General features: G+C 61.8%; 20 protein-coding genes. 6 read left to right on the forward strand and 14 right to left on the reverse strand.

Annotated elements, in window-relative coordinates; all coding sequences use genetic code 11:
- Positions 1–54 precede the first annotated feature (54 nt).
- The 6 genes from ACR0D8_RS19235 to pdxR all read right to left on the reverse strand — a co-directional run bounded on the left by ACR0D8_RS19235 (position 55) and on the right by pdxR (position 9,068).
- The gene (locus ACR0D8_RS19235) at positions 55–927 is read right to left on the reverse strand and encodes a dimethyl sulfoxide reductase anchor subunit family protein (RefSeq protein ID WP_480648958.1); all 873 of its coding nucleotides are present in this window, start codon (positions 925–927) and stop codon (positions 55–57) included.
- Positions 927–1,676, reverse strand: coding sequence for a 4Fe-4S dicluster domain-containing protein (locus ACR0D8_RS19240; RefSeq protein WP_480648960.1), 750 nt, complete (start codon positions 1,674–1,676; stop codon positions 927–929). Before ACR0D8_RS19240 ends, ACR0D8_RS19235 begins: the two co-directional genes overlap by 1 nt.
- Before the next feature lie 109 nt (positions 1,677–1,785).
- A complete protein-coding gene (locus ACR0D8_RS19245) occupies positions 1,786–4,599 on the reverse strand; it encodes a molybdopterin oxidoreductase family protein (RefSeq protein ID WP_480648961.1) in 2,814 nt (937 codons plus the stop codon).
- 85 nt (positions 4,600–4,684) lie between these two features.
- Positions 4,685–5,698, reverse strand: a complete 1,014-nt coding sequence (gene pta, locus ACR0D8_RS19250) for a phosphate acetyltransferase (protein ID WP_480648963.1) — start codon at positions 5,696–5,698, stop codon at positions 4,685–4,687.
- A 5-nt stretch (positions 5,699–5,703) separates the two neighbouring features.
- Positions 5,704–7,482 (reverse strand): sulfoacetaldehyde acetyltransferase, encoded by a 1,779-nt coding sequence (xsc, locus tag ACR0D8_RS19255; RefSeq protein WP_475157703.1) that lies wholly within the window; start codon positions 7,480–7,482, stop codon positions 5,704–5,706.
- Between the two features lie 125 nt (positions 7,483–7,607).
- Positions 7,608–9,068 carry a MocR-like pyridoxine biosynthesis transcription factor PdxR gene (gene pdxR, locus ACR0D8_RS19260; RefSeq protein ID WP_480648965.1) on the reverse strand — a complete coding sequence of 487 codons (1,461 nt, stop codon included), beginning with the start codon at positions 9,066–9,068 and terminating at the stop codon, positions 7,608–7,610.
- Between the two features lie 135 nt (positions 9,069–9,203).
- On the opposite strand from pdxR, the gene ACR0D8_RS19265 reads away from it, so the two are divergent.
- On the forward strand, positions 9,204–9,512 hold the full coding sequence (locus tag ACR0D8_RS19265; RefSeq protein ID WP_480648966.1) for an ArsR/SmtB family transcription factor: 309 nt from the start codon (positions 9,204–9,206) through the stop codon (positions 9,510–9,512).
- Positions 9,505–10,536: a permease gene (locus ACR0D8_RS19270; RefSeq protein WP_480648968.1), complete on the forward strand. Its 1,032-nt coding sequence runs from the start codon at positions 9,505–9,507 to the stop codon at positions 10,534–10,536. The genes ACR0D8_RS19265 and ACR0D8_RS19270 overlap by 8 nt, the downstream gene beginning before the upstream one ends.
- A 41-nt stretch (positions 10,537–10,577) precedes the next feature.
- On the opposite strand, the gene ACR0D8_RS19275 is transcribed toward ACR0D8_RS19270, so the two are convergent.
- Together ACR0D8_RS19275 and ACR0D8_RS19280 are read right to left on the reverse strand one after the other, a co-directional pair.
- Positions 10,578–10,967 (reverse strand): hypothetical protein, encoded by a 390-nt coding sequence (locus tag ACR0D8_RS19275; RefSeq protein ID WP_480648970.1) that lies wholly within the window; start codon positions 10,965–10,967, stop codon positions 10,578–10,580.
- A gap of 51 nt (positions 10,968–11,018) precedes the next feature.
- The gene (locus ACR0D8_RS19280) at positions 11,019–11,780 is read right to left on the reverse strand and encodes a DUF1013 domain-containing protein (RefSeq protein WP_480648972.1); all 762 of its coding nucleotides are present in this window, start codon (positions 11,778–11,780) and stop codon (positions 11,019–11,021) included.
- 130 nt (positions 11,781–11,910) lie between these two features.
- Here ACR0D8_RS19280 and ACR0D8_RS19285 point away from each other — a divergent pair, with 130 nt between their 5' ends.
- Positions 11,911–12,552: a ribonuclease T2 family protein gene (locus tag ACR0D8_RS19285; RefSeq protein WP_480648974.1), complete on the forward strand. Its 642-nt coding sequence runs from the start codon at positions 11,911–11,913 to the stop codon at positions 12,550–12,552.
- Here the strand turns inward: ACR0D8_RS19285 and ACR0D8_RS19290 are convergent.
- Both ACR0D8_RS19290 and ACR0D8_RS19295 read right to left on the reverse strand, forming a co-directional pair.
- Positions 12,549–13,037, reverse strand: coding sequence for a hypothetical protein (locus ACR0D8_RS19290; protein WP_480648976.1), 489 nt, complete (start codon positions 13,035–13,037; stop codon positions 12,549–12,551). The two genes, ACR0D8_RS19285 and ACR0D8_RS19290, sit on opposite strands and share 4 nt — an antisense overlap.
- 179 nt (positions 13,038–13,216) lie before the next feature.
- Entirely contained in the window at positions 13,217–14,287 is a 1,071-nt protein-coding gene (locus ACR0D8_RS19295) for a Hint domain-containing protein (protein ID WP_480648978.1), read from the reverse strand.
- 332 nt (positions 14,288–14,619) lie between these two features.
- Between ACR0D8_RS19295 and ACR0D8_RS19300 the strand changes: the two genes are divergently transcribed.
- Together ACR0D8_RS19300 and ACR0D8_RS19305 are read left to right on the forward strand one after the other, a co-directional pair.
- On the forward strand, positions 14,620–15,177 hold the full coding sequence (locus tag ACR0D8_RS19300; protein ID WP_480648980.1) for an FkbM family methyltransferase: 558 nt from the start codon (positions 14,620–14,622) through the stop codon (positions 15,175–15,177).
- Positions 15,147–15,464, forward strand: a complete 318-nt coding sequence (locus tag ACR0D8_RS19305; RefSeq protein WP_480648982.1) for a hypothetical protein — start codon at positions 15,147–15,149, stop codon at positions 15,462–15,464. Before ACR0D8_RS19300 ends, ACR0D8_RS19305 begins: the two co-directional genes overlap by 31 nt.
- Before the next feature lie 68 nt (positions 15,465–15,532).
- On the opposite strand, the gene recR is transcribed toward ACR0D8_RS19305, so the two are convergent.
- The 3 genes from recR to ACR0D8_RS19320 all read right to left on the reverse strand — a co-directional run bounded on the left by recR (position 15,533) and on the right by ACR0D8_RS19320 (position 18,521).
- The gene (gene recR / locus ACR0D8_RS19310) at positions 15,533–16,126 is read right to left on the reverse strand and encodes a recombination mediator RecR (protein ID WP_480648983.1); all 594 of its coding nucleotides are present in this window, start codon (positions 16,124–16,126) and stop codon (positions 15,533–15,535) included.
- Between the two features lie 64 nt (positions 16,127–16,190).
- The gene (locus ACR0D8_RS19315; protein WP_480648985.1) at positions 16,191–16,535 is read right to left on the reverse strand and encodes a YbaB/EbfC family nucleoid-associated protein; all 345 of its coding nucleotides are present in this window, start codon (positions 16,533–16,535) and stop codon (positions 16,191–16,193) included.
- Between the two features lie 234 nt (positions 16,536–16,769).
- The gene (locus tag ACR0D8_RS19320; RefSeq protein WP_480648987.1) at positions 16,770–18,521 is read right to left on the reverse strand and encodes a DNA polymerase III subunit gamma/tau; all 1,752 of its coding nucleotides are present in this window, start codon (positions 18,519–18,521) and stop codon (positions 16,770–16,772) included.
- A gap of 155 nt (positions 18,522–18,676) precedes the next feature.
- Between ACR0D8_RS19320 and ACR0D8_RS19325 the strand changes: the two genes are divergently transcribed.
- A complete protein-coding gene (locus ACR0D8_RS19325; protein WP_480648989.1) occupies positions 18,677–19,168 on the forward strand; it encodes a protein-tyrosine phosphatase family protein in 492 nt (163 codons plus the stop codon).
- A 13-nt stretch (positions 19,169–19,181) separates the two neighbouring features.
- On the opposite strand, the gene ACR0D8_RS19330 is transcribed toward ACR0D8_RS19325, so the two are convergent.
- Positions 19,182–19,589, reverse strand: coding sequence for a hypothetical protein (locus ACR0D8_RS19330; RefSeq protein ID WP_480648991.1), 408 nt, complete (start codon positions 19,587–19,589; stop codon positions 19,182–19,184).
- Between the last annotated feature and the right edge of the window lie 69 nt (positions 19,590–19,658).

Here is a 19,658-nt window from a genome sequence, read left to right on the forward strand (position 1 = left end):
GGCTAAAAATACCTCGGGGGAGGCGCGGCATGCCGCGGCGGGGGCAGAGCCCCCTCATCGTTTGCCGTAGTACAGCCCGACGACATGTTCTGCCTGGGCGAAGAACAGCCAGCGCGAAATCGCGACGCCGGTCAGGTGCGACAGAACCGCAAACAGCGCGAAAAAGTGGTTGAAGGGCAGGAACAGCAGGATAACCGGGACGAAAAACGCCAGCAGAAACGAGATGACCCGCAGCTTTTCCGCGTGTTTGCGGCCAACCACGTGTACAAATTCCCGCAGCAGATAGTTGGTGCCGGTATGAGGCGGCTCAAACGCCCGGACCGCGCCCCGCTGCCCCAGGCCCGTTGCGGTTCCCAGCGATGTCCCGGATTTTTCGAACGCCTTGTCGCCCTGCCACCAGTAAAGCGCCTGTACAGTTGCGGCGATCAGCAAAAGCGGAAGGGCGGCGCCGACCTGTCCGGCCAACAGCGCGCCGCCGGCCAGGCTGTAGCTGAGAAACATGGCCGGGGTCAGTTTCATGTTCCAGCGCGGAATGGTCCTGAGCTGTGTGTAGATCATGGACGTGGTGAACACCGTGGCCAACGCAAACAGAGCGCCAATACCGCCGAGGATCCCCCAGTGCTGGCCGAAAAACACCGCGCCGATGGCATAAAGCCCCATGACCACCAGGGCAATTACCGCGCACCAGCCTTCCCGGCTGAGCCAGCTTGATTTCCACTGCGTGAAGGCTTTCCACGCCCGCTCGGGATGCCCCAGATGGAAGGTCGAGGCCATCAGGCCGCCGACGGACAGTCCATAGGCGATGACGTAGAACGCGAAGGCCACCCAGCCCGAGACGTCCGGCAAGCCAAGCCCCAGAAAGAACAGCAGGCCAAAGCCCAGACCGGACAGGGTTGTGAAGATGATGACGGAAGGGGCGGGATGCATCAGAGCTTCTCCAATGTCTTGTCGAGCCAGCCTAGAAAGCCCTTGGGTTCTTCGGCGACCGGAGCCAGCAGCGGCGCCAGAATGTCGATCTGGTCTTCGATCTGATCCTTGGGCCGCGGCGGCAGGTATTTGTTGACGGGTTTGGTGCCCAGTTCAGGCATCAGGTCCATGCCCTCGCGTTCGGCGACCAGTTTACTGACATCGCTGTCGGGGTCACCCAGATCGCCGAAATGCCGCGCGCCTGCGGGGCAGGTGCGGACACAGGACGGGACGCGGTCCACCTCGGGCAGGTTTTCGTTGTAGATGCGATCGACGCAGAGGGTGCATTTCTTCATTACGCCTTCGGCCATATCCATTTCGCGCGCGCCGTAAGGGCAGGACCAGGCGCACAGGCCGCAGCCGATGCAGTCGCTTTCATTGACCAGAACAATGCCGTCCTCGACCCGTTTGTAGCTGGCCCCTGTGGGGCAGACGGTGACGCAAGGCGCGTCCTCGCAATGCAGGCAGGACTTGGGGAAGTGGATGAGTTGGGCGTGGCCGTCTTCGGGCTGCACCTCATAGGAATGCACCCGGTTCAGGAATGTGCCCGAAGGGTTGCCGCCATAAGCGTCCTGATCCGACAGGGGCGCACCATAGTTTTCGGTGTTCCAGCCTTTGCAGGAGATCACGCAGGCATGGCAGCCGACGCAGGTATCAAGGTCGATGACCAGGCCCATCTTGCGCTCGGTGGATTGGGGAAGCTGGGTCATGTCAGGGCAACTCCGCTTTGGTGGGCGGGGCAGGGGGCCAGCCCCCTCTTGAGCCTGCGGCTCAATTCACCCCCGAGGTATTTCCGGCCAGATGAAGTGCGGATCCGGATCATTTGCCCACCTTCCACGCCAGATCCTTCGGACCGGTGCCCACGGGTGATTTGATCGCACCGAATTCGGGCTGGCTTTCGGCGTCTGCCGGAGGGGCGGCTTTTTCGATTTTCACCTTGAGGTCAAACCACGCGGCCTGCCCGGTCACCGGGTCTGAGTTTGCCCAGCGCATTCCGTCGCCCTTGGGCGGCAGAAGTTCGTGGATCAGGTGGTTGAGCAGGAAACCCTTGGTGGCTTCGGGGGCGTCTTCCTGCAGGGCCCAGGCGCCTTTGCGTTTGCCGATGGCGTTCCAGGTCCAGACGGTGTTTTCATTCAGCGCGGCCATTTCCATCACCGGCACGGTGATCGACCCGTGCGGAGAGCTGACCCTGGCCCAATCGCCGTCCTGCAGCCCATGCTCGCGCATCAGCTTGGTCGGAACATAGAGCGGGTTGCGCCCGTGCAACTGTCGCAGCCAGGCGTTCTGGGTGCCCCAGCTGTGATACATCGCCATCGGGCGCTGGGTCAGGGCGTTGATCGTGTACCCGTCGTTGCCCTGCTGATCGGTTTCGTACCAGATCGGCAGCGGGTCCATCGTGTCTTTGATCCGTTGGCGCAGGCGGTCAGGCGGTTGGCGGTCGCCGTGGCCTTCGGCGGCCAGTTGGAACTTGCGCATCGGCTCGGAATAGAGCTGGAACAGGTAGGGTTGCGGGCTGTCATAGATGCCCATGCCGACCGCCCAGTCCTGATAGGCCACGTTCCAGGGTTTGTAGTAATCCGCACCTTCGGGGATATGTGCGACGTAGAAGCCGCCGTTTTCGATATAACGGTTGAGCTGGTCGGGGTTGACCTCTCCGCGCCCTTCCATGTCGCCGTCCGCGCCCCGGAACCCGGCCAGCGGTCCAACGCCCGGGCGGCGTTCGTGGTTGACGATATAGTCGGCATAGTCCTTCCACTTGGCGCTGCCGTCTTCGTTGGTGAAGCCCGGCAGGCTCATGCGGTTGGCCAGTTCGATCAGCACCGACTGGAACCCGCGCACGTCGCGGTCGGGTTCGATCACCGGCCAGCGGATGGCGTCGGCGGCGGCGTCGGCCTCGCAGATCGGGCGGTCCAGAAGCGAGATACAGTCGTGCCGTTCCAGATAGGTGGTGTCGGGCAGGATCAGATCGGCATAAGCCACCATTTCCGAGGAATAAGCATCGGAATAGATGATATTGGGAATGACATAATTGCCGTCGTCGTCGCGGGCCGTCAGCATCTCCATCACGCCCCTGGTGTTCATGGAGGAATTCCACGACATGTTCGCCATGTACATGAACAGCGTGTCGATCTTGTAGGGATCACCGGCGGCTGCGTTTGAGATCACCATATGCATCAGCCCGTGGGCCGACATCGGGTTTTCCCATGTAAACGCCTTGTCGATGCGAATGGGGTTTCCGTCATCGTCCAGCAGCAGATCGTCGGGGCCGCGGGGGAAGCCCAGATGCGGCCCGTTCAGCGGGCGGCCCGGTCGGCGGTCGCCATGGGGGGTCGGGTGCGCCTCGACCGGTTTCGGATAGGGCGGTTTAAAGCGGAAGCCGCCGGGAACCTCGACCGTGCCCAGCAGGATCTGCAGCACATGCAGCGCACGGCAGGTCTGGAACCCGTTTGCGTGGGCTGAAATCCCGCGCATGGAGTGGAAGCTGACCGGGCGGCCGATCATTTTCGAATGCGTCTCGCCCCGGAAATCGGTCCATTCGTGATCCAGTTCGATTGCCTCGTCAAAGGCGACGCGGGCGATTTCGGCGGCGATGGCGCGGATGCGACTGGCCGGGATGCCACAGCGCTCGGCCACGGCCTCGGGGGCGTGATCGTCGGACAGGTATTTTTCCGCCATCAGGTGGAAAACGGGGCGATGGGAGACGCCGTCTTTTTCGTAAGTGGCCGACAGATCGGGGCGGACGCCGGGTTTGTCAAAGGCGGTTGGTTCGCCAGTGACCCGGTCGATTACCAGCGGTTTACCGTCGGCATCGCGCAGGAACAGGCCCTTTTCCGGCCCTTCAGCAGAATTCACCAGCACCGGCGCGTTGGTATAGCGGCTGAGGTAGTCGAGATCGATCTTGCCTGCCTTCATCAGCACATGGATCAGTGACAGGATGAACAGACCATCGGTGCCCGGAGTAATCCCGACCCAGTCATCGGCGACAGCATTATAGCCCGAGCGGATCGGATTCACCCCGATCACCCGCGCACCGCGCGCCTTGATCTTGCCGATGCCCATCTTGATCGGGTTGCTGTCATGGTCCTCGGCGACGCCGAACAGCATGAACAGTTTCGTGTGCTCCCAGTCGGGTTGACCGAATTCCCAAAACGCACCGCCCATCGTGTAGATGCCACCCGCCGCCATGTTGACGGAACAGAACCCGCCATGGGCCGCGTAGTTCGGAGTGCCGAAATTCTGCGCCCAGAATGAGGTGAAGCTCTGGCTCTGGTCGCGGCCGGTGAAGAAAGCCAGTTTCTGTGGCGCGGTCTCGTGCAATTCGTTCAGCCAGCCGACCGCGGTGCTGATCGCCTCGTCCCATTCAATCTCGCGGAACTCGCCCGAGCCGCGCGGGCCGACGCGGCGAAGGGGCTTGCGCAGACGAGAGGGGGCGTTGACCTGCATGATCCCGGCGCTGCCCTTGGCGCAGAGCACGCCCTTGTTCACGGGGTGGTCGCGGTTGCCTTCGATATAGGCGACCTTACCGTCCTTCATATGAACGTTGATGCCACAGCGGCAGGCGCACATGTAACAGGTGGTCTTGCGGATCTCGTCCGAAACCTTGGGCGAAGTGTCGATAACTGGCTGGTTCATGTGCGCCCCTGTAGCTTGCTAACCGATCTTTCTCATATTTCGCGGAATACCGGAATATCGTTTGTTTTTTCGGTTCGGGTGAGATTTATTTCCCGGGTTCATTGTGCTGGGCCTGAACGGCCGTGACCGCGATCATGTGCAGAACATCCTCGGCAGAGCAGCCCCGCGACAGGTCGTTTGCGGGTTTGGCCAGCCCCTGCAAGACCGGTCCGATGGCTTCGACCCCGCCGATACGCTGTGCGATCTTATAGCCCAGGTTGCCGGCGTTCAGGCTGGGAAAGACAAAGACATTCGCCTCGCCTTTCAGGGGCGAATTTGTGGCCTTTTGGGCTGCGACTTCGGGAACGAAGGCGGCGTCGAACTGCAACTCACCGTCGATCAGAAGGTCAGGGTCCTTTTCGCGGGCAATCTGCGTGGCCTCGACGACCTTGGATACTTTGGGATGTTCGGCGCTTCCGGATGTGGAAAAGGACAGCATGGCCACCCGCGCCGTGTCGCCGGTCAGAGCCTGATAGGATTTGGCCGAAGCCCGGGCGATTTCCGCCATTTCCTGCGCGTCCGGGTCCACCACCAATCCGCAATCCGCAAAGATGCGGGCGCCCCTGACCGCGTGATGGTCCCGACAGAAGAGCATCAGAAAGAACGACGACACCATCGCGGCCCCGGGGGCAGTGCCGATGATCTGCAAGGCGGCCCGCACCGTGTTCGACGTGGTTTCGACCGCCCCGCCGACGGTACCGTCGGCCAGGCCCTGCTGAACCAGCAGGGCGGCATAGATCAGCCTGTTGGTGACCTGTTGCTGCGCCATCTCAGGCGTCATGCCCTTGTGCTGCCGCAACTCGAACAGGGCCTGCGCAAGCTGGGGGTTCAGAGGCGAGGTTTCTGGGTCGTGAACCTCGATCCGGTCGGGATCGAAGCCTGTATGCGCTTCAAGCAGCGCCGACACCCTGGAGGAGTTGCCGACCAGGATGATCCGCGCCACCTTCTCTTTGACGGCCATGACCGCCCCTTCGACAATACGCGGATCATCGCCCTCTGACAGGGCGATGATCTTGTCCGAAGCGGTTGCGGTTCCCAGGATGGCGCGCAGCGGCTCCACGCGTCTTACGCTCCGACCTGCGGGGCCATATCGTCCGAGGAGATCCCGGCCACAGCAACGGGCTTTTTCATCGCGTCGCGGCGGAAGGGCTCGCCCAGTTCCTGATTGATCATGGCTTCGATCAGGGTGGTTGTGCCGTTCTTCTGATCTTCGATGGCCTGGTTCAGTGCGGCGGTCAGTTCGTCCATCGTGCGGGCCACGACACCTTTCAGGCCGCAGGCCTGCGCGATGCCGGCGTAAGACACCTGAGTATCCAGCTCGGTGCCGACGAAGTTGTCATCGAACCACAGGGTCGAGTTGCGCTTTTCCGCGCCCCACTGGTAGTTGCGGAAGACGATCTGAGTTACAGCGGGCCATTCCGAGCGGCCAATCGCGGTCAGTTCGTTTACCGCGATGCCAAAGGCACCGTCGCCGGCAAAGCCAACCACAGGTACGTCCGGCTGGCCGATTTTTGCGCCGACGATGGCGGGCAGACCGTAGCCGCAAGGACCAAACAGACCCGGTGCCAGGTATTTGCGGCCCGCGTCGAAATCGGGATAGGCGTTGCCGATGGCGCAGTTGTTGCCAATGTCGGAGGAGATGATCGCCTCGCGCGGCAGGGCCTGCTGGATTGCGCGCCAGGCCATACGGGGGCTCATCCAGTCGGGCTTGGCAGCACGCGCACGTTCGTTCCAGGTGGTGCCGGGATCGTCTTGCTCATGCGTCAGCGAGGTCAGTTCCTGCGCCCATGCAGATTTCTTTTGCGCAATGGCGGCCTTACGCGTTTCGCGCCCGGCATCACCCGCGTCATCGGACAGTTGGTTCAGGATGCCATTGGCCACTTTGGCCGCGTCACCGACGATTCCGACAGTCACTTTCTTGGTCAGGCCGATACGGTCCGGGTTGATGTCCACCTGAATTACGGTGGCATCTTCGGGCCAGTAGCTCATGCCGTAACCGGGCAGGGTCGAGAATGGGTTCAAACGGGTGCCGAGTGCCAGAACAACGTCGGCTTCCTTGATCAGTTCCATCCCGGCTTTCGAGCCGTTGTAGCCCAGCGGACCAGCAAACAGAGGGTGCTTGCCCGGGAAGGCGTCATTGTGCTGGTAACCGACGCAAACTGGCGCATCCAGGCGCTCGGCCAGCGCGATCGAGGCGTCGATTCCGCCTTCGGACAGAACCACGCCTGCGCCGTTCAGGATAACCGGGTTTTTCGCGTTGGACAGGATTTCTGCCGCTTTCGCCACCGAGTTCTCACCACCCGGGCTGCGTTCGAATTCAATCGGCTCGGGGATTTCGATGTCAACGACCTGAGTCCAGAAGTCGCGCGGGATGTTCAGCTGCGCCGGGCCGGACAGGCGCTTGGCCTGACTGATCACACGGGTCAGAACCTCGGCCACGCGGGTGGGATCACGGACCTCTTCCTGATAGGCGACCATGTCCTCGAACAGCTTCATCTGCTCGACTTCCTGGAAACCTCCCTGACCGATGGTCTTGTTCGCTGCCTGGGGGGTGACCAGCAGAAGCGGGGTGTGGTTCCAGTAGGCGGTTTTCACGGCGGTCACGAAGTTGGTGATGCCGGGGCCGTTCTGCGCGATCATCATCGACATCTTGCCGGTCGCGCGGGTGTAGCCGTCGGCCATCATCCCGGCGCTGCCTTCATGGGCACAGTCCCAGAACATGATGCCCGCCTTCGGGAACAGATCCGAAATCGGCATCATCGCCGATCCGATGATCCCGAACGCATGTTCGATCCCGTGCATCTGCAGAACCTTAACAAAAGCCTCTTCCGTGGTCATTTTCATCTGACTGTTCTCCGCGCATGTGTGGAATGGCCGGGCCCGGTGCCCCGCCTTTGCCTACGGTTTTGACCCATGGGACAGGGCGGCGTTAGGGCCAGAACGCTTCGCGGAATAGGTCCAGAGTTGCGCTAATAGGCGCGAATGGCATCTGCGATCAGCTTCACACCCGGCGCGATGCGGTCCGCGGTGATCGAAGAGTAGCCGAGGCGATAGAAATTCCGGGGCTGATCCGGGCCTGAAAAGAAGGGCGCGCCCGGTTCGATATGGACGCTCTGGTCCTGAAGCGTTCTGGCCAACCGGGTCGTGTCGACATGATCCGGGGCGGACATCCAGAGAGAGGACCCACCCAATATGCCGCGCCCCGCCACGTTCAGCTCATGCTGTTCCACCGCCTGGTCCAATGCCTCGCGCCGCTGCGCCAGCGCCTTGGACATGCGCCGGATTTGCGCGTCGTAATGGCCCAGTGACAGGAAATACGCCGCCGTGCGCTGGATATGCCCCGGCGGATGGCGCAGCACCAGCGACCGCAAGGCCCGCGCCTCGCGGATGAAGGGTTCGGATCCGACCATGTAGCCCAGCCGCAAACCCGGGAAGAGCGATTTCGAAAAGCTGCCCACATAGATTACGCGGCCATCCCGATCCATGGACTTCAGCGCCGGAGACGGCGCCCCGAGAAACGCCATTTCGAATTCATAGTCATCCTCGACCACCATTGCGTCCAGTTCGCGCGCCCGTTCAAGCAACCGGTGACGGCGATCCACCGGCATGGTCGCGGTTGTCGGGCTCTGGTGGCTGGGGGTGGTGAAGATGACATCGGTGTCGTCCGGCAACGCATCCGGCGGCAGCCCGTCACGATCAACGCTCAGCGGGGTTACGTCGCAATCCCAGTGGTCCAGAAGACTGCGCAGGGCGTAGTAACAGGGGTTTTCGATGACGGCGGTACGGTTGTGGGTCAGCAGGATGCGCGACGCCAGCCACAGCGCGTTCTGCGCGCCCATCGTGATCAATATCTCTTCGGGGCGTGCGGCGATGCCCCGGCGCGGCAAAGTGTGGCGGGCGATAAACTCGACCAGCAGCGGGTCGTCCTGATCCACGTAATCGCCGGTCAGCGAGTCGAAATCCTTGTGCCCCAGTGCGCGCACCGCGCATAGGCGCCAATTGGCATGGTCGAACAGAGCCCGGTCGGCCTGACCGTAGATGAACGGATAGCGATAATCGCGCCAGTCGCTGGGCTTTGACAGGACGTCTCCGTCCGAGAACCGGCGCGCAAGGGCCTTATCCCAGTCCACGGTTTCATTGCCGCGCTGAACGGGTGAATATTTCGGCGGCACCGGTGCGTTCTGCGACACGTAATAACCGGACCTGCCCTTGGCGGTCAGGTAGTCATTTGCCAGCAATTCCGTATAGGCCAGCGTCACTGTGATCCGGCTGACACCCAGATGCGCGGCGAGTTTGCGCGACGATGGCAGCTTTTCCCCGACATGAAACCGGCCCGACAGAATGCCTTCGGCGATCATCTGCTGGATCTGCGCCTGCAGCGTGCCCTGTCCGTTCAGTTCAAGAAAGAAAGTGTCGACCGATATTCCCATAGGGCCTTATAGGGTGGACTTATGAGGCGGGCAATCTGGACTTAGCGGCAGTGTGAAAAATTCTGACACATACGGTTGACCGCGCGAACTTATTGAACTAAATAACCAGAAATCTAGTTTAATGGAGTATATGAGATGTGGGAAACCGCAGCAGCAGGATTTTCGGCGATGGGGTCCGAGGCCCGGCTGAAGGTTCTGAAAACTCTGGTCCGTGCCGGACAGGCGGGTCTGACCGTCGGCGAGATCCAGGATCGGACCGGGATCGCCCCGTCGACCCTGGCCCATCATCTGCGGTTTCTGGCCGCGGGCGGGGTCGTCGAACAGGAAAGGATCGGGCGCACGACGATCAACCGCGCCAATTACGACGAACTCAGAAATCTGGCGCAGTTCATTCTCAGCGAATGCTGCGCCGACGAAGTGGGAAAGGCCGCCAACGATGGCTGAATTGACGCAAAACCCCAGGGTTCCGGCCAAAGCCGCCCTGGATTGGATCAAAACGCCATGGGCGGTGATTGTGGTCATCCTTGCTGCCGTGGCGGTTCTGGACCCCGGCAACTGGACCGAGGTCGTGACCTTTGCGGGCAAGGCACTGGTGCATACCGGGCAGTATATCTTGTTCGCCGTTCTGTTGTTGTCTTACCTCAAGGCCACCGGGGCCGAGGTGATGGTGGCGCGCGCCTTCGAAGGCCGCGAGACGCGGATGATCCTGCTGGCGGCCCTGTTCGGCGGGTTGGCACCGTTCTGTTCCTGCGAGGTCATCCCCTTCATCGCCGGATTACTGGCGCTGGGCGCGCCGTTGTCCGCGGTGATGGCATTCTGGTTAAGCTCGCCGCTGATCGACCCGCCGACCCTGCTGATTACGGCGGGTGCTCTGGGCTGGCCGTTTGCCATCGGCAAAGCCGCGGCCGCAGTTGCGCTGGGCCTGTTCGGCGGGTTCGTTGTGCGAGCCCTGATGCGCGGCGGAGCCTTTGCGCAGCCGCTGCGGGAATACAAGCCGGCCGGGTGCTGCGGCTGCGGACCAAAGCAGGATGACAAACCGGTCTGGCGGTTCTGGCAGGAGCCCGAGCGCCGCGTGCGGTTCCGGTCGGAATTCGTCCACAACGGGTTGTTCCTGCTGAAATGGCTGGCGCTGGCCTATGTGCTTGAGGCGCTGCTTGTCAGCTATGTTCCCGCCGATCTGATCGCCCGCGTGGTAGGGGGCGAGGGCATCGTTCCCATCGTGATCGCCGCGCTGGTCGGGATGCCCGCCTATCTGAATTCCTACGTCGCGCCGCCGCTTTTGGCAGGGCTGACGGAACAGGGCATGAGCGCCGGGGCGGCCATGTCGTTCATGATCGCGGGGGCGGTCAGTTCGATCCCGGCCATGGCTGCGGTCTGGTCACTGGTTAAACCGCGGGTCTTTGCCACCTATCTGGGGCTTGGGATCACAGGCGCGATTATCGCCGGCGTCCTGTTTCAGATGGTCTGAAGAAAAAACCGCCCGGTGGTCTCACCGGGCGGTTATTTCGTTCAGCCTGCCTCGCAATAGCGCGGCAGTTTGAAGCGATACCTTGGCTCGCCGCTTTCCACGTAGACACGTTTTTCGATACAGGCGCTGGCTCCAACGGTTTGCGAGATCGGCGCCTCGGTCGAAGTGATCGACGTCGCAGAGCCATCGGGCAGCCGAACCGAAGCGATCACACCGTTCTTGAGATCTCCATTGATCGCCGTGGCCGACAGGACCGGCACTGTCATGAACGAGTGGTGCTTGTGTTCCCCGCTGTCATTGAGCAGCAGCAGAGCGGCCGCAACCACGATGACACCGACGCCGCCCGCAACGGGAAGGCCCCAGGTCTTCAGAAACGCATAGATCGAAACGGCGCGGTGCGGGCCAAATAGTGCGGACAGAACGGTAAGCATGGGATTCCCGTAAAAAGCCCCGGCCAGTTCGGACCGGGGCCAAATGGCGCATCAGGGGCGCAGATCGTCTTCGTCTTCTTCCTCGGCCCCGCCTTTGGGCAGGTTGAAGAAGCTGTCGGCGTCGATGACCGGCTCTTCCTCTTTCTCTACCGCAGGTTCATCGGACAGCGAGAAGGTTTCCAGACCTTCAATCGCGGTCGGGATCTTCGGCACGGCGTCCATTTCCAGCGACTGCTCGGTCGAAACCAGCTTGCGGCGCTCGTCATCGCTCATGACGCCGCCTTCTGCGGCTTTCTTGGCGGCGGCCTTCTGCACGATCGCATCCAGTTCCGACTGTTTGCACAGGCCCAGCGCGACCGGGTCGATCGGCTGCATGTTGGAGATGTTCCAGTGCGTGCGCTCGCGGATCGACTGGATGGTCGGCTTGGTGGTGCCGACCAGCTTGGCGATCTGACCATCGCTGAGTTCGGGGTGGAACTTGACCAGCCACAGGATCGAGTTCGGGCGGTCCTGCCGTTTCGACAGCGGGGTATACCGCGGGCCGCGACGCTTTTCCTCGCCGGTGGCGGCGGGGTTGAACTTGAGCTTCAGCTTGTGCAGCGGGTTGTTCTGTGCGGTGTCGATCTCTTCCTGGGTCAGCTGGTTGTTGGCGATCGGGTCGAACCCTTTGACGCCAGCGGCCACATCGCCATCTGCGATGCCCTGCACCTCAAGCTCGTGCATGCCCACGAAATCCGCGATCTGCTTGAAGCTGATCGTGGTGTTGTCCACCAGCCATACGGCTGTTGCCTTGGCCATCAGGGGTTTTGCCATCAGCCCGTCTCCTTTGAATACATCTGTCCCGTCGCCGGAATTCGGCGGCCCCTTGGGTTTGGGGCAGGTTTCCGTTGTCGGGGAACTTGGGCTGTATATAGTCGCGCTAAGGCGAGAAGGGAAGAGGCGAATGCGTTGGCTGATCTGGTGGCCAGTTCTGTGGGCGTTCGGCGCGATGGCGGCGCTGGCCGACGGAGAAAAGGCGGGTGAATTCGACTATTACGTGCTGGCGCTCAGCTGGTCGCCCAACTGGTGCGCGCGCGAAGGTGACGCGCGCGGATCAGACCAGTGCGATGCGCGCCATGATCACGGCTGGATCCTGCACGGGCTTTGGCCGCAATATCATCAGGGCTGGCCCGCCTATTGCCGCACGCCCGAGGCCCCGCCATCGCGCGCCATGACCCGCGAAATGGAAGATATTCAGGGCAGTTCCGGGCTGGCCTGGCACCAGTGGAAGAAACACGGCACCTGTTCGGGCCTCAGCGCGCGCGACTATTTCGCCCTGTCGCGGCAGGCATATGGTGCGGTTGAACGGCCTGCAGTGTTTCGGCAACTGGACGCATCGGTCAAGCTGCCCGCCTCGGTCATCGAAGAGGCGTTTCTGAAAGCCAACCCGGCGCTGAACCGCGACATGATCACCGTCACCTGCAATCAGGGTTACATCGAAGAGGTCCGGCTGTGCCTGTCCCGCGACCTTGAACCCGTTCCCTGTGGACGCGACGTGATCCGTGACTGCACCGCCAGGGATGCGCTGTTCGATCCGATTCGTTAGAGTTTCTTATTCTGGCAGTCCCGCGCATATTCCAGCGCCTTGGCCGTGCCTTTCAGATCAATCGCCATGACCGTTTCGCCCGCCGGGTTGTACACCGTCATCGTCCGGTTCTGCGCGATGGCATTGACGAAATTCCGGTCGGTGAAGAACACCGTCGCGCCCGGGACGCCGTCCTGCCTGAACCCGGTGGCAGTGGCGTCAAAGCTCTTGCCATCCAACTCGAACCGGATGGGATAGCTTTTGCCCGGCTCAATCTGGCCCCAGGCCTTGTTGAAGACCGTGAAATAGCCGCGATTGTTCAGCGCGTCATAGCCCAGCCGCACCACCGACAGATCCTGATAGATCGTCTGGATCAGGCACCCGTTGCCCAGCGCCGGGTCCATCATGATGTTCCAGCCTTCGGCAAAGCCTTTGTCGATCAGGTCCTGTGACCAGGCGGAGGTGGCGGTGGATAACGCGAAGATCAGCGTGAAAAAGCGGGTCATGATACGAACCAAAAGCTGTGTTTCCTGTGGGTTGCGATCCACGTTACCGCGACTTTGAGGCGCGCCAAAGGTCTTTTTCCACTGGATTTTTCCGACAAAATACCCGAGTTGATCCGATATGCGCGGTCAGGCTTTGTCCGCACTCCTACGCCTGCGCCCTGACGGTGGCGCTGTTTCGGTCAGGCCGAGACGAGAAGCCCGGCCTCGAATTTGCGCAAGACACGCGCGGCCACGGGTTTGGAGCGGGCAGCAGGTGCGTGACGCAACTCGGGAAACAACGACAGTATATCATCGCGCGCGTCCTGCCCGACGCTGCTGAGCGCGATGTCACCGGGATGCAGGCTTTCGCTTTCCGCACCGTTTGAAATGACGATCTCGTGCCCGTCGAACAGAAAGTGGTAGTAGGTCACTTCCCGAGGGCGCGTGTCCTGCGTCACGCCGGCCATGGTGACGAGGTGTTTGGCGGGCACAAGTACCGAGAATGCGCCAAACAGAAGCTCGTTTTCCGGGCGAGAGATCAGCACGCGATGATTGGGCGAAACCAACAGGTCTGCCGCAGGTACGTTCAGCGACAATGCCCCTTGCGCGATCCTGACCGGGTTCAGCCGCCTTGCGCTGTCGTCATCGGTTTGGACGGTTTTGCAGCCAATCCACCGGATCGGGCAAACCCTTCCATCGGGCATCTGCACCAGATCGCCGACCTCAAGCTCTTCGATCGGCACATCTCCGCGAGGGGTTCGGATGCAGGTTCCCTTTACGAAGCACGGCACATCCACAAGCGCATCGGGGTCCGAGGTGTCGGGGGCCGTGATGCCAATGACGTTCTGGATTGCAAAGGTGTAGACCGTGCCGGGTTCCAGCGGTTCGGAGGTGATGTATCCGACATTTGTTCCGAAAAAGCCGGGACCATCAATTTCCACCCTGTAGAGGTCAATGGTTCCGCCCTGGGGATCGGTCAGAACGTATTGTTCCTCCAGATAGATGGGGCCGCTGGCGATCTGCGTTGTCCCGTCAAGGCTGGTGACAACGCCGGTCTGGGTTAAATCCTCGCCCTGCTCGTTTCGGAACTGGTCCCCGTCAAACGTGGTCCCGGTGTCGGGTTGCCCCGCCGCGGTGGTGCCGCCGGGGTCATCCGTCACGTTGAACACACGACGGTCCGAACCCGGATCGAAAGACGCCGAGAGCGTGACCGTATTACCGGAGAATGAAATGACGTCGGGCGAATAGCCGATAAACGAGTAGTTTGCCATTAGGAAAGCCTGCCAGTTTTTCATCCGGGACGGCGACCGAGCGCGGCGGAAACCCGTTGAATTTGCTGGGGGTTTAGATGCGGATTCGTTGAAATGGAAGAGCGGAGAGGATCAGAAAACCGTGAACCTTACGGCACTTGCGATCAGGTGCGGGATCGAAACACTCCCTGTGCGATTTGGCGGAATACACTTTTCGCGCTCCCTTCAAAATCCTCACATCGTACTGGCGCGGTTTTGAAGACGCACTTAGTGCTCCTGTGCTGGCCAGAAAGCGCTAAACAAGGCCTAGTGAGCTTTCGGCGCTTACAAGGACGAAAAAAGCAGGCTGGTCCATGAATCGACAACAGATACGGTTTTTGCGCCGCACATGCGCTTCGGTTCAGTTGCGTCTGTCAGAGGACAGTCCCCTTTGCGGCCAGTTCGAAGCAGGCAACGAGATTTCGCTGCGCACCGACGGGTCGATCTTCCCGCATATCGCGCGGCATGAAGAATGGCATTTCGGTGAAACCCGGTTCATTGCTCAGGCCTGTCCTGCGAACGCCTATCATCTGATCGACGTGGGCGCGAATGTCGGCCTGTTTTCCCGTCAGGTGATGATCAATTACCCCAGGGTCCGTTCTGCCTCTTGCTTTGAGCCAAGCCCCGAAAACGTCGAACATCTCAGGCGAAATCTCAACGCGTTCCCCACAGCAACGGTGCATAGCTTCGGTCTTGGCAGAACCGACGGGGAACTGGCCTTTTTCACCGACAGCGTGAATGGCGGGAATTTCTCGTTCAACGCAAACGCGGTCGAAGGGCGCGATCATCAGGCGACAACCGCGCCGATCAGAAAATATCTCAGGAATTTCTGGATGAATGCATGGGACCAGACGCGGCCAAGCGACGTCTGATCTTGAAATCCGATACGCAGGGGCTGGACGAAGTTCTGATGGCCGAACTGCCAGAACAGTTCTGGCAGCGCGTCGATCCGGCCATTTTCGAAGGCTGGCGCATTCCCAAACCCGCGTTCGATCCGCAGGCGTTCCGCGCTGTGCTTGAGGCATTCGACTACGTCTACCTTATGGGCAGCCGCAACAAGCGGTTGCAGCAAACAAACCCATCGGATTGCATGGAATATCTCTCGGGCACCGACCGCAGATGGGCGGACGTTTTCCTGTCACGGCAGGAGTTGCACTGAGCCGGAACTGGTTCCTTCATGGCTGCTGGTCGCCCTTGGCGAGTTCTCAGACCTGCGGAAACCCCGACCTAAACGTCCTTCCGCGCCCTCAGCGCCGCCGAAATTGTCCCGTCATCCAGATAATCCAGCTCGCCGCCGATCGGCACGCCCTGCGCGAGCGAGGTCAGTCGCACCTGCCCCTCCAGCTGATCCGCGATGTAATGGGCGGTGGTCTGGCCGTCGACCGTGGCGTTCAGCGCCAGAATGACTTCGGTGATGCGCTCGGCCATCACCCGGTCCTTGAGCCGCGGGATACGCAACACGTCCGGGCCAACCCCGTCCAGTGCGGAAAGGGTGCCGCCCAGTACGTGGTAGCGGCCTTTGAAAACCCCCGCCCGCTCCATCGCCCACAGGTCGGCCACATCCTCGACCACGCATAACTCGCCGGTCGCGCGGCCTTCGTTGTCGCAGATGTCACAGATATCGGTGGTACCTACATTGCCGCAGTTCAGGCATTCGCGGGCGGTGGCGGCCACCTGCTGCATCGCGTCAGCCAGAGGCGTCAGCAACAAGGCGCGTTTGCGGATTAGGTGCAGTACCGCGCGGCGGGCCGAGCGGGGGCCGAGGCCCGGCAGCTTGGCCATCAGGTCGATCAGATTGTCGATGTCGCTGTTCGAACTCACCGCGCGTGCTCCTGCAAAAGGGCCGGGCAAGGGTGCCCGGCCGGTATTCCGTCAGGAGTGTCTATCAGAACGGCAGCTTGATGTCTGCGGGCAGGCCCATGCTTTCGGTCAGCTTGGCCATCTCTGCCTGAGAGCGCTCGGCCGCTTTGGTCTGCGCGTCCTTGATGGCGGCCAGGATCAGGTCCTCGACCACTTCCTTGTCGTCGCCGTTGAAGATCGACGGGTCGATGTCCAGACCTTTCAGTTCGCCTTTTGCGGTTGCGGTGGCCTTGACCAGCCCGGCACCGGATTCGCCGACAACCATGATGGTGTTCAGCTGTTCCTGCATATCCGTCATTTTGGTCTGCAAATCCTGCGCGGATTTCATCATCTTGGCCATGTCGCCCAGACCGCCGAGTCCTTTGAGCATCTTATTTCTCCTGCAAATCGGTTTGCCGCCTAAATACGGGCGGTGTCCACGCGGCACAAGGGGCCAGACTGCTCCCGCCTGTCGTCAAGGTCTTTGGCAACACCTTTCCTCCCGTTGGGCCCGGCAGCGCGGGCTTTGCCCGCGCTGCCGGGCCCAAGGCCGCTCAGGGGTATCGGCGTCAGCCGATGGCCCGTGGCGGGCGCGGGAGTGTTCCGGGATTTGGGCAGGCTGGCGTCAGTCTTCCTCGAACGGGTCCCATTCGTCTTCGACCTCGGGCAGCGCTTCGGTTTCGACCTTGGCGGCGCGTTGTTCCGGCGTTTCGATCCGCTTTATGCGGGCCTTGGGAAACTGTGTCAGTACGGCCTGCACCAGAGGGTGCGCTTCCGCCTGCGCCCTGAGCGCCAGATCGGCGGCATCCCGAACCTCGGCGATGGTCGCGGCCTCTCCGTCGGCGACGATTGACACGGCCCATCGGTTTCCTGTCCAACGCTGCAGCGCCGAACCCAGCCTTTGGGCCAGATCGGTCGGCGCGTTAACCGTCGGTGTAAATTCGATCCGCCCCGGCTGGTAGGAGACAAGGCGAACTCCGTTTTCAACCTCGACCAGCAGTTTGACGTCCCGGTTCGAACGGATCAGTTCGACGACGTGGTCAAATGTCGGATAGCGCGCCAGCGCGCTCTGAACCTCCTGCGCCAGCGCTGCTGTTGGTGCCCCGGCAGGCCCGCGCTGGGCTGGCATATAGGCGGCTGAAACCGTCTGCGTGGGGGCCTGCGTCGGCACTGCAATACCTCCGCCGGGCCCGCCGTTTGGCGCAGGCGGCGGCGTGTCCTGCAACCGTTTGATCAGTTCCTCGGGGCTGGGCAGATCGGCCACATGGGTCAGGCGAATGACCGCCATTTCAGCCGCCATCATGGCGTTGGGCGCGGCCGAGACCTCCTCAAGCGCCTTCAGCAACATCTGCCACATCCGGGTCAGAACGCGCATGGGAAGCGCCCCGGCCATCTGCTGACCGCGCGCGCGTTCGTCCGGCGAAACGGTCGGGTCTTCGGCGGCATCGGGCGTGATCTTCACCACGGACACCCAATGTGTGATCTCGGCCAGATCGCGCAGCACAGCCAGCGGATCCGCGCCTTCGGCATATTGCCCGCTCAGTTCCGTCAGGGCTCCGGCGGCGTCCCCGCGCAGGATCATGTCCATCAGGTCCAGCACCCGACCCCGATCCGCAAGTCCCAGCATCGCCCGCACCTGATCAGCGCTGGTTTCCCCGGCCCCGTGCGAGATCGCCTGATCCAGCAGCGAGGTTGCATCCCGCGCCGAGCCTTCCGCAGCGCGGGTGATCAGCGCCAAGGCGTCATCCGCGATCTGGGCGTTTTCCGCCGCGGCGATCTTGCTGAGCAATCCGATCATGTCTTCGGGTTCGATCCGGCGCAGGTCAAACCGCTGACACCGGGACAAAACCGTCACCGGAACCTTGCGGATTTCCGTTGTCGCGAAAATGAACTTCACATGTTCCGGCGGTTCTTCCAGGGTTTTGAGCAGCGCGTTGAACGCACTGGTCGACAGCATGTGAACTTCGTCGATGATGTAGATCTTGTAGCGCGCGCTGGCGGCGCGATAGCGGACACTGTCGATGATCTCGCGGATATCGTTCACACCGGTCCGGCTGGCGGCGTCCATCTCCATCACGTCGACATGGCGGCCCTCCATGATCGCCACGCAGTGCTCGCACTGCCCGCAGGGTTCGGTCGTGGGACCGCCTTCGCCATCGGGGCCGATGCAGTTCATGCCTTTGGCGATGATCCGCGCGGTGGTGGTCTTACCAGTGCCGCGAATGCCGGTCATGATGAAGGCCTGCGCGATCCGGTCCGCTTCGAACGCGTTTTTCAGCGTGCGCACCATTGCGTCCTGTCCCACCAGATCGGCAAAGGTTTCGGGGCGGTACTTGCGGGCGAGAACCTGATAGGCGGGGCTGGGCGTGTCGGTCATGTCTGCTCTGTCGGATTCGGTTCAGGGATGCAGCGTAGTGACCCCCGCCGCCCGCGTCCACAGCGCGCTTGCGAAATTCGGTTTGCAATGCGGCTTGCGCGTCATAGAAGTGCGGAAGTTGTTGAAAGAACGGTTTTCCGGAAAGGACGCGTCTTATGCCTCGGTTCGCTATCCATGCCTTGCCGGTGGAAAACGGATTGGTTGCGCTGACGCAGATGCCGGGGCGCGACGGAACCTATGCGCGCGATCTTGAGATGATCCGCGAATGGCGGCCCGATCTGGTGATCTCCATGACAACCGAACGCGAAATGGCGCAGGGCGGAGCCGGCGGATTTGGTCGGGACCTGCGGGACCAAGCGATAAGATGGGTGCATTTGCCGGTTGAAGATTTCGGTGCGCCGACATTGCGAACCCAGATGTTGTGGGAAGAGGTCGGCGCATCCGTCAAACAGATTCTGTCCCGCGGCGGCAGGGTTCTGGCGCATTGCCGCGGCGGATGCGGCCGGTCCGGCATGATTGCTTTGCGCATCATGGTCGAAATGGGCGAACCCCCCGAAACCGCATTGAAACGCCTGCGCGCCGTGCGGCCTTGTGCCGTCGAAACGGATGGCCAGTTGGACTGGGCCGCGCAGGCAGCCCTGCCTTGATTCCGGCCCGGCCTCAGAGCGCGATCTGCCCGGCGGTTTGGGCGACCGGTCGCGGTGCCAGTGCCGACACTTCGAGCATGGCGCAGGGCGGGTTGGCCATGAGTGCCGCAGGAAGCGCAGGAACTGCGGTGCCGAACATCATCTCGGCGTAGTCATCCAACGTTTCGATCGGGGTGTCGGCATCTGTGTCGCAGAACACCCTGATTTGTTTTGCCCGCGCCCGGAACCGGGCGTTGCAGCCTTGCGCGCAGTGGGTCAGTTCGCTGCTGCCTTCGATCTCAAAATCCGGCGTCGTCGCTGGTGCGGCACTTTCCATCGCTTGCGCAATGGCCCGGGCCATGCGGGCCAGCGCCGGGCAGGTCTGGCCGGTTCGCTGACACACGGTTGCGGTGTATTCGTGCGTTTTTGTCTTCCACATCATGTTGCGCCCTCCGCGCGTGGGACGGGGGGCGTGGGTCAGGAATGACAGCGTGCTGACGGCCTGTCCCGG

This window comes from Ruegeria sp. BG10, from assembly GCF_056538575.1.

Coding starts and splice junctions, on each gene's coding strand:
- ACR0D8_RS19235 (WP_480648958.1), bottom strand. CDS start 927: ATGCATCCCGCCCCTTCCGTCATCATCTTCACAACCCTGTCCGGTCTG.
- ACR0D8_RS19240 (WP_480648960.1), bottom strand. CDS start 1,676: ATGACCCAGCTTCCCCAATCCACCGAGCGCAAGATGGGCCTGGTCATC.
- ACR0D8_RS19245 (WP_480648961.1), bottom strand. CDS start 4,599: ATGAACCAGCCAGTTATCGACACTTCGCCCAAGGTTTCGGACGAGATC.
- xsc (WP_475157703.1), bottom strand. CDS start 7,482: ATGAAAATGACCACGGAAGAGGCTTTTGTTAAGGTTCTGCAGATGCAC.
- pdxR (WP_480648965.1), bottom strand. CDS start 9,068: ATGGGAATATCGGTCGACACTTTCTTTCTTGAACTGAACGGACAGGGC.
- ACR0D8_RS19265 (WP_480648966.1), top strand. CDS start 9,204: ATGTGGGAAACCGCAGCAGCAGGATTTTCGGCGATGGGGTCCGAGGCC.
- ACR0D8_RS19270 (WP_480648968.1), top strand. CDS start 9,505: ATGGCTGAATTGACGCAAAACCCCAGGGTTCCGGCCAAAGCCGCCCTG.
- ACR0D8_RS19275 (WP_480648970.1), bottom strand. CDS start 10,967: ATGCTTACCGTTCTGTCCGCACTATTTGGCCCGCACCGCGCCGTTTCG.
- ACR0D8_RS19280 (WP_480648972.1), bottom strand. CDS start 11,780: ATGGCAAAACCCCTGATGGCCAAGGCAACAGCCGTATGGCTGGTGGAC.
- ACR0D8_RS19285 (WP_480648974.1), top strand. CDS start 11,911: ATGCGTTGGCTGATCTGGTGGCCAGTTCTGTGGGCGTTCGGCGCGATG.
- ACR0D8_RS19290 (WP_480648976.1), bottom strand. CDS start 13,037: ATGACCCGCTTTTTCACGCTGATCTTCGCGTTATCCACCGCCACCTCC.
- ACR0D8_RS19295 (WP_480648978.1), bottom strand. CDS start 14,287: ATGGCAAACTACTCGTTTATCGGCTATTCGCCCGACGTCATTTCATTC.
- ACR0D8_RS19300 (WP_480648980.1), top strand. CDS start 14,620: ATGAATCGACAACAGATACGGTTTTTGCGCCGCACATGCGCTTCGGTT.
- ACR0D8_RS19305 (WP_480648982.1), top strand. CDS start 15,147: ATGGGACCAGACGCGGCCAAGCGACGTCTGATCTTGAAATCCGATACG.
- ACR0D8_RS19315 (WP_480648985.1), bottom strand. CDS start 16,535: ATGCTCAAAGGACTCGGCGGTCTGGGCGACATGGCCAAGATGATGAAA.
- ACR0D8_RS19320 (WP_480648987.1), bottom strand. CDS start 18,521: ATGACCGACACGCCCAGCCCCGCCTATCAGGTTCTCGCCCGCAAGTAC.
- ACR0D8_RS19325 (WP_480648989.1), top strand. CDS start 18,677: ATGCCTCGGTTCGCTATCCATGCCTTGCCGGTGGAAAACGGATTGGTT.
- ACR0D8_RS19330 (WP_480648991.1), bottom strand. CDS start 19,589: ATGATGTGGAAGACAAAAACGCACGAATACACCGCAACCGTGTGTCAG.